Source organism: Lacticaseibacillus sp. 22 (assembly GCF_055413445.1).
On the sequence record NZ_JBVAYD010000027.1, the window covers coordinates 1 to 14,490 of the forward strand.

General features: G+C 47.9%; 15 protein-coding genes. 13 read left to right on the forward strand and 2 right to left on the reverse strand.

Features of this window, described 5'->3' with window-relative positions; genetic code table 11:
- Nucleotides 1-147: 147 nt before the first annotated feature.
- The 9 genes from ACWP87_RS11185 to ACWP87_RS11225 all read left to right on the forward strand — a co-directional run bounded on the left by ACWP87_RS11185 (nucleotide 148) and on the right by ACWP87_RS11225 (nucleotide 7,451).
- The gene (locus ACWP87_RS11185; protein WP_005688226.1) at nucleotides 148-468 is read left to right on the forward strand and encodes a thioredoxin family protein; all 321 of its coding nucleotides are present in this window, start codon (nucleotides 148-150) and stop codon (nucleotides 466-468) included.
- Nucleotides 465-1,241: a threonine/serine exporter family protein gene (locus tag ACWP87_RS11190; RefSeq protein ID WP_005688224.1), complete on the forward strand. Its 777-nt coding sequence runs from the start codon at nucleotides 465-467 to the stop codon at nucleotides 1,239-1,241. Before ACWP87_RS11185 ends, ACWP87_RS11190 begins: the two co-directional genes overlap by 4 nt.
- 17 nt (nucleotides 1,242-1,258) lie before the next feature.
- Complete coding sequence (locus tag ACWP87_RS11195; RefSeq protein ID WP_005688223.1) at nucleotides 1,259-1,717, forward strand: threonine/serine exporter family protein; 459 nt, start codon at nucleotides 1,259-1,261, stop codon at nucleotides 1,715-1,717.
- A 687-nt stretch (nucleotides 1,718-2,404) separates the two neighbouring features.
- On the forward strand, nucleotides 2,405-3,598 hold the full coding sequence (locus ACWP87_RS11200; RefSeq protein ID WP_005688222.1) for an ABC transporter substrate-binding protein: 1,194 nt from the start codon (nucleotides 2,405-2,407) through the stop codon (nucleotides 3,596-3,598).
- Nucleotides 3,599-3,634: 36 nt separating this feature from the next.
- The gene (locus tag ACWP87_RS11205) at nucleotides 3,635-4,513 is read left to right on the forward strand and encodes a branched-chain amino acid ABC transporter permease (RefSeq protein WP_005688221.1); all 879 of its coding nucleotides are present in this window, start codon (nucleotides 3,635-3,637) and stop codon (nucleotides 4,511-4,513) included.
- 4 nt (nucleotides 4,514-4,517) lie between these two features.
- Nucleotides 4,518-5,468, forward strand: coding sequence for a branched-chain amino acid ABC transporter permease (locus ACWP87_RS11210; protein ID WP_005688220.1), 951 nt, complete (start codon nucleotides 4,518-4,520; stop codon nucleotides 5,466-5,468).
- A complete protein-coding gene (locus ACWP87_RS11215; RefSeq protein ID WP_005688219.1) occupies nucleotides 5,465-6,250 on the forward strand; it encodes an ABC transporter ATP-binding protein in 786 nt (261 codons plus the stop codon). The genes ACWP87_RS11210 and ACWP87_RS11215 overlap by 4 nt, the downstream gene beginning before the upstream one ends.
- A complete protein-coding gene (locus ACWP87_RS11220) occupies nucleotides 6,243-6,962 on the forward strand; it encodes an ABC transporter ATP-binding protein (protein WP_005688218.1) in 720 nt (239 codons plus the stop codon). The genes ACWP87_RS11215 and ACWP87_RS11220 overlap by 8 nt, the downstream gene beginning before the upstream one ends.
- A gap of 165 nt (nucleotides 6,963-7,127) precedes the next feature.
- Nucleotides 7,128-7,451 carry a MazG nucleotide pyrophosphohydrolase domain-containing protein gene (locus tag ACWP87_RS11225; protein ID WP_005688217.1) on the forward strand — a complete coding sequence of 108 codons (324 nt, stop codon included), beginning with the start codon at nucleotides 7,128-7,130 and terminating at the stop codon, nucleotides 7,449-7,451.
- A 119-nt stretch (nucleotides 7,452-7,570) separates the two neighbouring features.
- Here ACWP87_RS11225 and ACWP87_RS11230 read toward each other — a convergent pair whose 3' ends face one another.
- Both ACWP87_RS11230 and ACWP87_RS11235 read right to left on the reverse strand, forming a co-directional pair.
- Complete coding sequence (locus ACWP87_RS11230) at nucleotides 7,571-8,473, reverse strand: alpha/beta hydrolase (RefSeq protein WP_005688216.1); 903 nt, start codon at nucleotides 8,471-8,473, stop codon at nucleotides 7,571-7,573.
- Nucleotides 8,466-9,782, reverse strand: coding sequence for a PTS sugar transporter subunit IIC (locus tag ACWP87_RS11235; protein ID WP_014569003.1), 1,317 nt, complete (start codon nucleotides 9,780-9,782; stop codon nucleotides 8,466-8,468). Before ACWP87_RS11235 ends, ACWP87_RS11230 begins: the two co-directional genes overlap by 8 nt.
- Before the next feature lie 317 nt (nucleotides 9,783-10,099).
- Here ACWP87_RS11235 and deoC point away from each other — a divergent pair, with 317 nt between their 5' ends.
- The 4 genes from deoC to msp1 all read left to right on the forward strand — a co-directional run bounded on the left by deoC (nucleotide 10,100) and on the right by msp1 (nucleotide 14,485).
- A complete protein-coding gene (gene deoC / locus ACWP87_RS11240) occupies nucleotides 10,100-10,765 on the forward strand; it encodes a deoxyribose-phosphate aldolase (RefSeq protein ID WP_005687648.1) in 666 nt (221 codons plus the stop codon).
- A 1-nt stretch (nucleotide 10,766) separates the two neighbouring features.
- Entirely contained in the window at nucleotides 10,767-11,957 is a 1,191-nt protein-coding gene (locus ACWP87_RS11245; protein WP_005687644.1) for a phosphopentomutase, read from the forward strand.
- Between the two features lie 124 nt (nucleotides 11,958-12,081).
- A complete protein-coding gene (gene deoD / locus ACWP87_RS11250) occupies nucleotides 12,082-12,798 on the forward strand; it encodes a purine-nucleoside phosphorylase (RefSeq protein ID WP_014569004.1) in 717 nt (238 codons plus the stop codon).
- 190 nt (nucleotides 12,799-12,988) lie between these two features.
- Nucleotides 12,989-14,485 (forward strand): cell wall hydrolase P75, encoded by a 1,497-nt coding sequence (gene msp1, locus ACWP87_RS11255; RefSeq protein WP_005687638.1) that lies wholly within the window; start codon nucleotides 12,989-12,991, stop codon nucleotides 14,483-14,485.
- Nucleotides 14,486-14,490: the final 5 nt, after the last annotated feature.

Sequence of the window (14,490 nt, forward strand, 5' to 3'; positions counted from 1 at the left end):
AAAGATAAGATCCGGTCATTGACCGGATCTTTTTTCGTAACTAATAATTCAATGCGACGAATTTGATGAAAGCGTTGAAGAACGCTTGAAAACACTCATTAATGAGTGCTAAATTGCAAGAGCAGGTATAGAAACGAGGTCTGGATAATGCCAACAAATGCGACAAAGGCAACACTAAAATCTTTGACAGCCAGAGGCACTGTTGTTGTTGATTTTTGGGCGCCGTGGTGTGGCCCATGTAAAATACTTGAGCCCATATTAACGGCATTGGAGGCGGAGTTATCAGGCCTAACCATTGTCAGATACAATGTTGAAAAAGATCCTTCCTTACCACAGACGATGGGTATTATGTCGGTGCCAACGCTGGTGGTTTATCAAGATGGTCATGCTAAGGAAAAAGTGACCGGTGTCTATGCTAAGGAGAAACTCAAACGTTACTTTGAAAAGAAGCTAGAGGCCGGGCGATGACAAACGTGATGAAGCAAAGTAAGGTGAATGACCAAAATCAGGTTCTAGCTACATGCTTATTAGCGGGCCGGATTATGATTGAAGGCGGCTCCGAGATGTATCGTGTGGAAGATACGATGCGGCGAATTGCCGTTAATGCGGGACAGCCGGATACCTTGGTTTTTACAACGCTTACCGGAATCTTCGCTAGTATTGAAAACCAACCCTATATTCAGGAACGCCCGATTAACAAGCGATCAATTGATATGGAGAAGGTCGCCCGCGTTAATCAATTGTCACGCTTGTTTGCGGCAAAAGAAATTGATTTGGGTGACCTGCATGCGGCTTTGACGCAGTTGGATCAGAATACCCCGTTTTTTCCAATATCATGGCAGATTCTGAGTGCTGCCGTGGTGAGTGTGACGCTAATGATTCTGTTTGCGCAAAAATATGATTGGTTTGATATCCCCTTAGCAGCTGTTGTTGGTGCGATCGGCTTTTGGGTCGATATCAAGGTTAATACGATCACGAATATCCGTTTTATCAGTGAACTTTTAGGTGCCTTGGCTGTCGGATTAACTGCATGGATTGGCATCAGGCTGGGATGGGGACATAGCCTCGATAACATTATCATTGGTGCCATTATGCCGTTGGTGCCCGGCGTTGCCATTACGAATTCGATTCGTGATATGTTGGCTGGACACTTGTTATCCGGCATGGTAAGAGGAATGGAATCGATTCTCAGTGCTTGTGCCATTGGGGTTGGCATTGCGATTATTTTTCGATTCTTTTAGTAAAGGAGGCAGGCGGTTTGTCATGGATATTCGCGTTACTTATTCAGCTATCTTTTAGTTATTTGGCAACGGTGGCGTTTGCGATTATCATTAATGTCCCGCGAAAGGCGCTTAATCTCGCTGGTTGGTCGGGAATGATGGGTTGGTTGGCATACTGGCTGTTGATGGAAGCAGGAATCGGACGGATGATGGCGAACCTGACTGGCGCTTTTGTCATTGGGCTATGCGGTATTTTTTTTGCCCGCTATAAAAAGATGCCTGTGATTATTTTTAATATCCCGGGATTTGTTCCGCTTGTGCCTGGCGCAATTGCTTATCAGGCGGTGCGTGCAGTCGTGATGGGGCAATTGAATGCCGCCTTGCGTTATGTGAGCCGCGTCATCATGATTGCCGGTGCGATTGCTGTCGGCTTCATGTTGGCGCAACTGCTGTCGGAATTATTATACAGACGCGCTGTTTTGAAACCCAAAAAGTGATACAATACTTATATGCGATGAGTCGAGTAAGCATGTATCAATGCTGAAAGAAGCAGCTGACAGGTTAAGAGCCACCCGCCGGATTTGTGGGGTCAGCGATCTCAAGGTTGTGGAGCCAGCGAGATCCTATCCAAGTTTTTGGATACTGCAAGAGGCAGTCAGATAATTTATCTGGCTGCTTTTTTTAATGCTCAACAGGACAGCTTGTTTTTAATTTGTTTTTTAAAAAGTTTTTCCACGAACCAACCTGTTATTTATTAACAAAATTATCAGAAATAGCGTACAGTTTTCTGGGCTGAAAATCGGCGTGAATATAAATGGATTTTGCGTCATGATACAGACAAAGATGTCTCAATGTAAATGACTATCAAAAAGTTTAAAAATTAAGTTGACTTTTTAAGTGAACCAGATTAATATTCTAACCAATCATTAATCTTACTTGAAAGAAGGCGGGTCTATGTCAGTCATGTGTATGTCAGCAGGCACGATGTCTGTTGGGGTTATTAATCATTTAGCCTTGTTGTTGATGTCAGGGACCCGACCGTTTGATCAATAGCGATCAGCGTATCGAGCCCCGTCTTCGCATTGGCAATGGGGCGCTGATACAGGCACCCATTCGTTGGAATGGGTGCCTTTTTTCTTCGAGATTAATGACAATTCGCGGATAGACGCAAAGGGGGAACCAAAATGGCGAAAAAGTTTCTAAAGACGATTATCAGCACAGGGATGATTGCGGCATCAGTATTGGCCTTATCAGGATGTGCGACCAAAAGTGCTGCGAATAAGGGTAACACGGCGGGCAGCACCATTAAGATTGGGGTCAATATGGAATTATCCGGGGCTGTAGCTGGCTATGGCGAACAGGAAAAGCAAGGCGTTGAGTTGGCGGTCAAACAGATTAATGCAGCAGGTGGCATTAAGGTTGGCAACAGCAAGAAGAAGATCACGGCGATTTATCGTGATAACAAGTCCTCAACCAGCGGAGCCGCATCCGTTGCTGCTCAGTTGGCTAATAGTGATAAGGCGGTCGCAATCGTAGGGCCGGCAACCACTAACGACGGCACGGCATCCATCCCGAATGTAACAAAGGCTGGGGTGCCAATGGTTGGACCAAGCGCGACGGATCCAAACTTTACCTTGCAAAAAAATGGCAGCGTTCAAAAGTATGTTTTCCGCGCTTGTTTCACCGATGCCTTCCAGGGTGAAAAAGCAGCAGTCTTTGCTAACGATACCTTGAAAGCTAAAAACATTGCAATCATCGCTGATAACTCGACTGATTACGGAACCGGTTTGGCAAAAGCATTCAAAAAGAAGTTCGCCGGCAAAGTGGTCGCGACCGAGTATTATCAATCCGGCGATAAAGACTTTAACGCGATGCTGACGAATATCAAAAATAAAAAAATTGATGCCATTTACGCACCTGGCTATTATTCAGAGCTTGGCCTTGTGATCAAACAAGCGCGGCAGGCAGGCATTAAAGTGCCAATTATTGGTGCCGATGGGATGGCTGATCCAAAACTTGCCAAGATTGCCGGAGCCGAAAATGCAACTGATATTTATTACACCACGCCATTTTCAACGCTGAGTGCAAATCGCAGCAGCTTGGTTAAGAACTTCCTAGCTAACTACAAGAAGCAATACAACGCAAACGCCCCGACGTTCTCGGCACTGGCTTATGATTCGGTTTACATGATCAAGCAAGCGATTGAAGATCAAAAGTCTGCTGATTCGGCTAGCATCGCAAAAGGCTTAGCTAAGATCAAGAATATGCCCGGCGTTACCGGTACCACAACGATTGATAGCAAGCATAATCCGGAAAAGCCGATTGCGGTTGAAGAATTGACACAAGGCAAAATCACAAAGGTGTATACGGTTAAATAATGCGCCTGTTGGAATTGCAAAAGGGGGTTACATCGCTTGCAGACCATGATGCAACAAATTATCAATGGACTTTCACTCGGCAGTATTTATGCCTTGCTTGCACTGGGCTACACCATGGTCTATGGGATCATCAAGTTGATCAACTTCGCACATGGTGATATCTACATGCTCGGTGCTTTCTGGGGCTATTACGCGATTAATTATCTCCACTTTGGGTTTGTGACGGCGCTATTGTCAGCCATGTTGATGGCCAGTCTTTCAGGGGTATTAATCGAATATCTGGCTTATCGCCCGTTACGTAACTCACCGAGAATTGCCGCATTGATTACGGCCATTGGGGTTTCCTTTTTCCTTGAAAATGGGATGTCGTTTTTGTTTGGCGCGAATGCTCGTAATTTTCCACAAGTCATTGCGACTAAAACGTATCATCTCGGCGGGGTGGATATTTCAAACGTTCAGTTGTTGATTTTATTCACTTCGCTGGTTTTGATGATACTGCTTCAATTCATCATCAAAAAGACAACAATGGGGAAGGCGATGCGTGCGGTTGCGGTTGATCCGCAGGCGGCTCAGTTAGTCGGCATTAATCCGGATCACGTCATTTCCTTTACTTTCGCGTTGGGATCGGCATTGGCCGGGGCGGCTGGTGTCATGATCGGGCTGTATTACAACTCAATTGATCCTTTGATGGGCATGGTACCAGGCATCAAAGCCTTCGTTGCTGCGGTTGTCGGCGGTATTGGCTCGATTCCGGGAGCGGCGATCGGTGGCTTCTTGATCGGTCTGCTTGAAACCGGTGTCCAGGCAATTGGCTTGTCCGCTTATAAGGATGCGGCCGTTTATCTGGTTCTGATTTTAGTCCTCGTCGTCTTACCGGCCGGGTTGTTTGGCAAACGTCAACGAGAGAAGGTGTGAGCTGATGCTTAAAAACTTACGCAGCAAATTAATCTGGTTGGCGATCATGGTGGCTGGCTTTGTCTTGATCGATATTGGCGAGTTTACCGGAATCGTCAACAGTTTTATTGAAAATGCGCTCGTCACGATCGGTATCAACATTATTTTGGCAGTTGGCTTAAACCTCATTATCGGCTTTTCCGGTCAGTTTTCATTGGGTCACGCCGGGTTTATGGCAATCGGAGCGTATGCGACTGCTATCGTCACGCAAAATATGGCGACCCCGCTTGGCTTTTACCTTGCCATGCTACTGGGGATGGTGATTGCCGTGATTGCCGCGTTAATTGTCGGCATTCCGACCCTGCGCTTGCGTGGTGACTATCTGGCTATTGCAACGATGGGGGCGGCCGAGATTATTCGCGTTATTATCAATAATCTGAAAATCACCAATGGACCAGCAGGCATGTTCAATATTCCGCCGCTTGCGTCTTGGCCCACGGTATACGTGTTGATGTGTGTTACCACCGTGGTCATTGTCAACTTTGTTCATAGTCGCTCAGGACGTGCGATCATGGCGATTCGCGATGATGATATTGCCGCAGAATCGATCGGGATCAACCCGACCAAATGGAAGTTGGCCGCGTTTGTGTTAGGTGCCGCAACAGCTGCCATTGGCGGATCCTTACATGCTAGTTATTTGCAGACCATTGCACCAGGCGACTTTGGCATTATGAATTCTATTTCACTCTTGATTATTGTCGTGCTAGGCGGTGTCGGTAGTATGACTGGGACGTTTGTGGCGGCAATTGTTCTAGGCGTGATCGACACGGTTTTGCAGAACTTCGGGACGTTGCGCATGGTCATCTACGCGTTGGCTTTGATTTTGTTGATGGTCTTTAAGCCGTCCGGACTTCTGGGCCATTATGAGCTTTCTTTTAGCCGCAAACGGCGCGCGCGAAAGGAGGCGGCGTCATGACCAAGCAATTGGTAGTCGAGCATGTTAGCAAAGTCTTTGGTGGACTTAAAGCAGTGGCAGATGTCAGTTTAACCATTGATCAAGGTTCCTTGATTGCGTTGATTGGGCCAAACGGTGCCGGGAAAACCACGCTGTTCAACATGCTGACCGGCGAATCCGGACCGACAACCGGTAAAATCACACTCAACACAGCAACCGGTGCCGTCGATATTACCAAAAAAAAGGCCTTTCAGGTTGCTAAACTAGGCGTTGCCCGAACTTTTCAGAATATTCGACTGTTTGGGGCGATGTCGGTTAAGGAAAACGTCTTGGTGGCTAGAACCCACCTGTATCACGAAAGTTTTCTGGGAACGGTTTTGCGCTTACCGCAGTTTTATCAAAAAGAGCAGGCAGTCGGAATGGCGGCTGATGAATTGCTCACCTTTTTCGAACTCAATGATGTGGCTGATGAACCAACTGCCAGCCTGCCATATGGGACGCAGCGGCGAGTGGAAATTGTGCGTGCCGTTGCTACTAAGCCGCAACTACTTTTTCTAGATGAACCGGCCGCGGGGATGAATCCTGAAGAAACGGCTGATTTAAGCCGCTTGATTGCTCGGGTGCGGGAGCATTTTGGCATTACGGTGGTTTTGATTGAACACGATATGTCACTGGTCATGAATCTGGCAGAGTATATCTATGTCCTTGATCACGGGGCGATGATTGCTGAAGGTACGCCACAAGCGATTCAGCGCGATCCGCGGGTTATCAGTGCGTATCTGGGAGGTGAGGTGCATGCTTGATGTCAAAGATCTGGTCGTCAATTATGGCGGGATTCAGGCAGTTAAAGGGGTCAGCTTCCGCGTGCAAACCGGCGAAATTGTGGCCTTGATTGGGGCGAACGGGGCCGGAAAAAGTACGATTCTAAAAACAATTTCCGGATTGTTACGGCCGCGTTCCGGCACTATCCTGTATGAAGACAAGAACATCGTGGGGATGGCAGCAGCCAAAATCGTGAAAATGGGCATCTCGCAAGTGCCAGAAGGACGCCACATTTTTGCCGGGTTGACGGTGAGTGAGAACTTGCAGATGGGGGCATTCGGACTAAAGGACAAACAAGTCGCCAGTGATCAACTGGCGGTCGTCTATGATCGGTTCCCGGTTTTAAAAGAACGTCGCAATCAAGACGCGGCAACCCTTTCCGGTGGGGAACAGCAGATGTTGGCGATGGGCAGAGCGTTGATGGCCCGACCAAAATTACTCTTACTCGATGAACCTTCAATGGGCTTGTCACCGATCTTTATTCAGGAAATTTTTGATATTATTACCAAGATTAAAAGCCAGGGGACGACCATTTTGTTAATTGAGCAAAATGCTAAACAAGCACTGGCCGTAGCTGACCGCGGGTATGTTTTAGCAATCGGCACGCTGAAGTTAACCGGAACCGGGACTGATTTGCTGGCAGATCCGGCAGTTCAGGCGACTTATCTGGGAGCGCAACCAGCGACCAGCTGAGGCAGATAAGATGTTATTTTGCAGACGAGCAGCGATTGGAGCTGCTCGTCTTTTTTATAAAAAATATTATATCGATTGATGTACGCGTGTAGCATGATATCGGTAGATCAAGGACATCAACACCATCGCATCTGCTTTGGTAACCTTGAAAGGGAGGATAAGGACTTGAACTTAATCGCGCACCAACAGTGGCTGGTGGACTTTTACGAAAAGCGCCACTGGTATCAATATTCACCGTTCATTCGGCTCAACTTTCTCACAGAGGAAACCGGCGAATTATCGCGGGTTATACGAGCCATTGAAATCGGGCGTGATCATCCGGGCAAGCCGGTTCAAAACGAAGCGGATCTGGAGGCTAACTTAAAAGAAGAACTAGCAGACGTGTTGGATCAGGTTTTAATCTTGAGCGCTAAATTTAAGATCGATCCCAATGATTTGTTGGCGCAAAGTGAACATAAATTGAAGGCGCGTTTTAAGAAAGATGTTTGAGCCAAGGTGATTGCTTCGATGAACAGTGAGCACTTGGATTGTCTGAAAAGTGTCCATAGAAAAACGGTTCCGGCAAACTGATGCCGGAACCGTTTTTGCGCGGAGCCTGTTAGAGGTGATTATTGATTTTGTCCCCCATCGCCCGGTGCTGGACCAACACCGCGGCCGCTACCGCCTGTTCCCGGACGAACGCCTTGTTGATTTGGTGTTGCAACCATGTATTGACTGATCAGACTAACAATCTGCCGGTTTTGCGGCAAAGCGCTATGGTTGGCATCATCGCCTGAGACGGTAATCTGGGTATAATGGGCAACCTGATTTTGGAAAATATACTTACCGGCTTCGACACTTTCGATCGGCACCGTGCCATCGCCATCCAACGTCTCGGTTCCGGCAATCGAGTAAACGGTTAGACTGCTCGGAAGCTTGTTGCGACTGGTTATAAAGTCATTGAGCATCTGCGTCCGGTTATCCGGATTACTTTCTTCGAGGTTATACGGGGTGCCAATGGTCATTAGGCGGGTCATTTGAACATCTGAATCGTTGTAATATTTTTCTAGAAAAAGCGTGAAAATGAGTCCGCCATTACTGTGACCGATACCGCGGAACCGGTTGAAATTGTAAGTCTTTGCCAGCTGCTTAAACGCAATATTGAACCATTCGGCCTGTTTCTTAATATTGTTGTAACCATCTTTATTATTTTCAAATGCCACAACGATATAAGGTTCGGTATCACGGGCTGCGATTTTGCCACTATAGGTCATGGTGCCATTTGTCTTCACCGTGATCTTTAAAAGACTATGACCGGTTGTTTGCGCATTGAGTTGCGTGATTAACGTGTTAAAACGGTCTTCGGTGGCCGAACTCCCCGGAATTAAGATAATTGGCTGCATTCGGGAATTGTGAACCACACGCGCAGATTTAACGTTTTGCGCCATCCACTGAGTTGCGGGAAACACGACAGCACCCATTGCAAGTACGCTGAGAACAAGCAAAAGCCATTTGCGCCAATGTTTAATCATGATGACCACCCACTTTTGCCGATTCAAGATTGATGGTTTCGGCTAACCGGACAAACGGGACATAAATGAAGACTGAAATGACCAGACACAAGACTGCGACTAATAATGCGACAAGATTGCCATTGGTTCCCAGAAACGCGATTAAGGGTCCAGGGGTTGTCGCCGGGACCGTGTAAACGGAAGGCGGCATAAGATGCAGTCTGATGGCAGTCCAGGCAATGGCCATGTTGATCAGCGGGGTGATTAAAAACGGAACCAGCATGATCGGATTAAGCATCACCGGCCAGCCGATCAGAACCGGTGAGCTGACATTTACCAAACCCGGAAACAACGATAACTCGGCGATGCGACGTGATGCCTTTGACCGGCCGACCCAGAGCGTGGCGATAATCAATGCTAAGGTCATGCCCACACCGCCAAAGCTGGCAAACGGACGATAAATCGTGCCCATCGTGATTGGATTGGGAACGTTAAATAAATCGGCATGCTCCAACGCATAATTCAAATTGGCGGTTGCCGTGGTGCTGCCTGATTGAACCATCAACGGATTAATCGGACCTTCAATCCCGGCCCACCACATCAAAGCATTGATCGTTGTGACAAGCGCAAGTCGCAGTGAAACGTGGGTTAAGTGAGCAGCCGGGAATTGAAAGACCACGTAAAAGAGGCCCACAAACCCTTCTGTTGAAACAAAACCGAGTCCGTAATTAATGACCACACAGCTAATGAGTATCAGGACCATCATCCAGGTTCCCCGTAATCCGCGACTGACGAGCCCGGCGATGGTATAGCGATGTGAAGGCTCTTCTAAGTCCGCCCGCGTGAAGCGAAAAAGCCAACCGATCAATAACCCGAAAATAATTGCAATAAACAAGCCGCGATAGCCCAGATTGTTCATTTGAAAAACTGATTGGGCATTCCGGCGTGTTTCAAGATTGAGAATTAAAAAGGCACCGACGCTTGTGACGGCAGCTAGAGAATCGTCCTTCTTATACGATCGTGCAACATACTTGGCAACAAAAAAGGCAGTCATGACGGCCATTAAATTAATGGTGACATTTTCGATGGCGATCAGGAGTGTGCGCATCTGGGTATAAAAAGGAATGACCTTGTTGAGATTATAAATGACGGCAAAAAAACCGTTACGCGAAAAAACACTCAACTCAAGCATTTGTGCCCATGCGCCGATCACGACGAACGGAAAAATGACAGCAAAAGTTTGTTGAAGGGCACGATAAGTTCGAGTTTGCCGCAGCCGAACACTATTTGCTACGAGCATCGGAAGCAATCTTTTTGTGAGATTGCTCATGACTGCCATCTCCCTTGATTTGTTGAACACCTATTACTGTTATTCTAACAAATATTATTGTAATCGAGTAGTTTTATGACGGACAGGGCGGCGGGTTTGGCAAACGAGAAGATGACACATTGACGAACGTGACTTGAGCAATGGCGATGGGGGTTCACTTGTTACTTTTGTTGCAGCGTATGCAAGTGACTCGTTACCATGGTATCCTTAAAGCTGGAAAGCAAAAGACGTTAATTAGAAAGCGCGTTCATAAAGGCAGTATCGCTATTCTTGCGCCACGTGAATACGCGCGTCTAAAGCATGATGGAGGCATAAAAATGGATAAGCCATTGGCAAAGTATATTGATCACACGTTATTAAAGCCAGACGCAACGCAAGCCCAGATTGATGTGATTTTGGATCAGGCGAAGCAATATGATTTTGCTTCAGTGTGCATTAATCCTTATTGGGTTGTGCGGGCAGCAGCCAGTCTACGCGACACCGATGTTAATGTTTGCACGGTTATTGGTTTCCCACTTGGCGCTAACACGACACAGACCAAAGTATTTGAAGCCGGTCAAGCAGTTGACGAAGGTGCTAAGGAAGTCGATATGGTTTTAAATATCGGTGAACTGAAAGCTGGTCATGATGATCATGTCCGCGCGGATATTCAAGCAGTTGCCGACATCACGCATGCAAAAGGCGGCATTCTTAAGGTCATCATCGAAGCAGTTCTATTAACTGATGATGAAAAAGTGACGGCATGCAAACTCGCAGCTGCAGCCGGCGCTGATTTCGTTAAAACGTCAACCGGGTTTGCCGCCGGTGGTGCCACGGTTCATGATGTCAAACTCATGCGGCAGACAGTCGGTGATCAATTAGGTGTCAAAGCGGCCGGTGGTATCCACACCTATACTGAAGCCAAAGCGCTCATTGAAGCCGGCGCCGATCGTTTGGGTGCCAGTGCCGGCGTGCAGATTTTAAAGGAAGCAGGGGAAGCTTAAGATGGCTTTTGATCGAATCATTACCATTGTCTTAGATTCAATTGGGATTGGCGAAGCACCGGATGCGGCTAAATATCACGATACCGGTGCCGATACGCTTGGTCACATTGGCGATTATTTTGCCGGGAAATTATCGTTGCCTAATTTACAGGCAATCGGTCTGGGCAATATCGACCGCCCTACGCCAATTGCTGGGGTTAAGCCATTAGGGAGTCCGAGTGGTTATTTTGGCAAGATGGCCGAGATTTCGGCTGGGAAAGATAGTATGGATGGCCACTGGGAAATGATGGGTCTGCCGGTGACGGAACCGCTTGGCTATTTTCCTAATGGATTCCCGGAAGACTTGATTAAACAAATTGAAGAATTTTCCGGCCGGCATGTCATCTTAAATAAGCCTTATTCCGGCACCGAGGCGATTAAAGACTACGGTGAAGAGCAGCTGAAAACCGGTGATCTGATTGTTTATACGTCTGGCGATTCGGTCTTGCAGATTGCGGCTCAGACTGATGTTATCCCCTTAGAGGAACTGTATCGGATTTGCCGTTATGTCCGCAGCATCACGATTGACGCCCCATATCGCATCGGCCGGGTGATTGCGCGACCGTACGTGGGAACCGATCCGACAACCTTTACCCGTACCAGCGATCGGCATGATTATACATTGAAACCGGATAAGCCCACTGACTTGGATCGCTTGCAGGGAGCCGGTGTGCCGACATATGGCATTGGCAAGATCAATGATATTTTCTCCGGACAAGGATTGGATGATGGGGTGCACACGGTTAGCAACGTGGATGGGATGAATCAAACGATTGCCGCCGTAAAATCCGATCGCAAAGGCTTTATTTTCACCAATCTCGTGGATTTCGATGCGATGTATGGTCATCGACGTAATGCTCAAGGCGATGGTGACGCATTAATGACATTTGACCACCAGTTAAGCGATTTGTTGACGGTGTTGCGGCGTGAGGATTTGCTTATGATTACGGCCGATCATGGTAACGACCCGACATTTCGCGGGACAGATCATACGCGCGAGTTCGTCCCATTACTAGCATATAGCAAGGCATTAGCCGGTAACGGGGATCTGGGTATCCGTTCGCCATTTTCCGACTTAGGGGCCACCATTCTCGACAATTTCGGGGTCACCGGGAATCGGGTAGGTCAATCGTTTTTGAGTCTGCTTCGCTAATGAGGCTAGGATCCGGTAGTTGTAGTTGCAATCAATCCGGATGATGACGGGTAGCCATCTGACGGTTGTCACTTGCTTGTCGTTCATTTGTCGACCCGAATCCAACTAAGGGGGAATTTTCATCATGAGTACACATATTGACGCTCCAAAAGGCGCCATTGCAGATGTTGTTTTGTTACCGGGCGATCCATTACGCGCACAATATATTGCCGAACATTTTTTGGAAAAGGCTGTCCGCTACAATACAGTGCGTAATGCCTTTGGTTATACGGGCACCTTTGAAGGGCGACGGATCTCAGTTCAAGCGACGGGGATGGGGATTCCTTCAATTTCAATTTATGTTAATGAACTTATTCAGGATTATGGCGTCAAAACACTGATTCGAGTGGGGACTGCCGGTGGGATGGGTAGCGATGTTAAGGTACGGGATGTCATTCTGGTACAAGGATCATCGACAGACAGCAGCATCGTTTTGAATACGTTTGGGGCGGGGATGTATTTTGCCCCAATAGCCGACTTTCAGCTTTTGCGTGAGGCAGCAAATTTGGCAGATGCTGGGGCATTGCGCTACCATGTGGGTAATGTGCTCGGAGAAGATCGCTTCTACAACGATGAAATGGATCGTCAAAAGCTCATCGATTACGGCGTGTTAGCCACCGAAATGGAGACCCCTGCACTATATCTTCTGGCTGCGAAGTTCCATGCACAGGCGTTATCAATCCTCACCGTCTCAAATCACCTGATCAGGGGTGAAGAAACAACGGCTCAAGAGCGTCAGACTAGCTTTAATGACATGATCGGGTTGGCACTGGGCGTCGCTAAAAAGATTCCTGTACGTTAAATAACGTATAAGTTGAAGGCATACCTGTGTAAAATGACGGTTTAAAATTTTCCGGAAATAGCAAATTAATGTGCGAAGAAGTAGGAAACGTGTTATTCTGTATATGGTTTCTTAAGAAAAGGTAAATGCAAATTAAAGTGTAAATTTAGATTCGTACAATTATTCAGTTTAGAAATGGAGGAGTACATACATGGTAGATTCTAAGAAAGTATTGTCAGTAACGGCAGGCTTCGTTGGTGCTGCCGGTCTGGCGGCTTTAGCAACCGGAGCCAATACCGTTTCTGCATCGACAGGGACGGTCAGTTACAAATCCGGTGCGACCACCGTATGGAATAGTCCATCATGGCACCAAGTCAAACGCTACGTGACTTTTGGGGACACGGTGCAGCTATTGGGTAAAACCGTTGACCAAAATGGTGCTACTTGGTATAAAGTTGGCGACAATCAGTGGATTCCGGAATTGTATTTGAATGTTGCGGGTAAAACTGCCACGGTTGAAACACCGAGTTCGGCAGCAAGTCAAACTGCTGTCAGCCAAGCACCGGCTAGTCAGGCGCCTACAAGCCAAGCACCAGCAACCCAAACACCTGCAGCACCACAAACCGATACCCAAACAGCTAATACACAGCTTTATGTCAAGAATATCGGTTCAGCAGTTACCGTATGGACAACCCCGGCGTATACTCATGCGACAGGTCAATATCTAGAAGGCAGCCAGACACTGACGGCTGTTGCCCAGCAGCAAGCAAATGGTGAAACATGGTATCGGCTTGCCAACGGCGGTTATGTTCCTGCACGGTTTGTTAGCACAACACCAGTGGCTGTAACACCACAACCTGCAGCGCCACAGTCAAATGAGGCCAGTGTTGCGTCAACGAACACCAATGCAGCTAATGATTCTGCCGCTGCTTCTAGTGCAGCCGCATCGCAAGCCGCAGCTTCCAGTGCTGCCGCTTCTACAGCAGCAGCTAATGCAGCAGTAGCATCTGCAAATGCCACTGCATCACAAGCAGCGGCTTCTGAAGCTGCTGCATCTCAGGCGGCTGCATCACAAGCCGCAGCGTCTCAGGCTGCCGCATCGCAAGCCGCAGCATCACAAGCTGCAGCGTCTCAGGCGGCTGCATCACAAGCCGCCGCTTCACAAGCTGCAGCGTCCCAGGCTGCCGCATCACAAGCAGCTGCAAATGCTGCCCAGCAGGCGCCGGCTAACCAGGCAAATGTTACAACAACACAGGTTAATGCCAATCAAGCTCAACAGCAAACCGCTACGGCTACACCAGCAGTTAACACGTCTAATCAGACGGCGGCCGTAAGTGCTTCAAGACAGGCCAAGATTCAAGCAGTGATTGCCATTGCCGAACAACAAGTTGGTAAGCCATACGTTTGGGGCGGTAAGGGGCCTAACAGCTTTGATTGCTCCGGTTTGATGTATTACGCTTTCCTGAATGGCGCTGGCGTCAACATTGGTGGCTGGACAGTTCCTCAAGAATCTTCAGGGACACAAGTTTCACTGAGTGCTCTGCAACCCGGTGACTTACTCTTCTGGGGTAGTCACGGTTCAACCTATCACGTTGCCCTGTACATCGGTGGCGGCACGATGATTCAGGCGCCACAGCCAGGTGAAAATGTTAAATATACCGCGCTGGCATACTTCATGCCTGACTTTGCGGTTCGCCCGTCACTATAAGCTTA

Bases quoted from the DNA above. Each gene is read 5' to 3' on its own strand.
- ACWP87_RS11185 (WP_005688226.1), top strand. From the start codon at position 148: ATGCCAACAAATGCGACAAAGGCAACACTAAAATCTTTGACAGCCAGA.
- ACWP87_RS11190 (WP_005688224.1), top strand. From the start codon at position 465: ATGACAAACGTGATGAAGCAAAGTAAGGTGAATGACCAAAATCAGGTT.
- ACWP87_RS11200 (WP_005688222.1), top strand. From the start codon at position 2,405: ATGGCGAAAAAGTTTCTAAAGACGATTATCAGCACAGGGATGATTGCG.
- ACWP87_RS11210 (WP_005688220.1), top strand. From the start codon at position 4,518: ATGCTTAAAAACTTACGCAGCAAATTAATCTGGTTGGCGATCATGGTG.
- ACWP87_RS11215 (WP_005688219.1), top strand. From the start codon at position 5,465: ATGACCAAGCAATTGGTAGTCGAGCATGTTAGCAAAGTCTTTGGTGGA.
- ACWP87_RS11220 (WP_005688218.1), top strand. From the start codon at position 6,243: ATGCTTGATGTCAAAGATCTGGTCGTCAATTATGGCGGGATTCAGGCA.
- ACWP87_RS11230 (WP_005688216.1), bottom strand. From the start codon at position 8,473: ATGATTAAACATTGGCGCAAATGGCTTTTGCTTGTTCTCAGCGTACTT.
- ACWP87_RS11235 (WP_014569003.1), bottom strand. From the start codon at position 9,782: ATGAGCAATCTCACAAAAAGATTGCTTCCGATGCTCGTAGCAAATAGT.
- deoC (WP_005687648.1), top strand. From the start codon at position 10,100: ATGGATAAGCCATTGGCAAAGTATATTGATCACACGTTATTAAAGCCA.
- ACWP87_RS11245 (WP_005687644.1), top strand. From the start codon at position 10,767: ATGGCTTTTGATCGAATCATTACCATTGTCTTAGATTCAATTGGGATT.
- deoD (WP_014569004.1), top strand. From the start codon at position 12,082: ATGAGTACACATATTGACGCTCCAAAAGGCGCCATTGCAGATGTTGTT.
- msp1 (WP_005687638.1), top strand. From the start codon at position 12,989: ATGGTAGATTCTAAGAAAGTATTGTCAGTAACGGCAGGCTTCGTTGGT.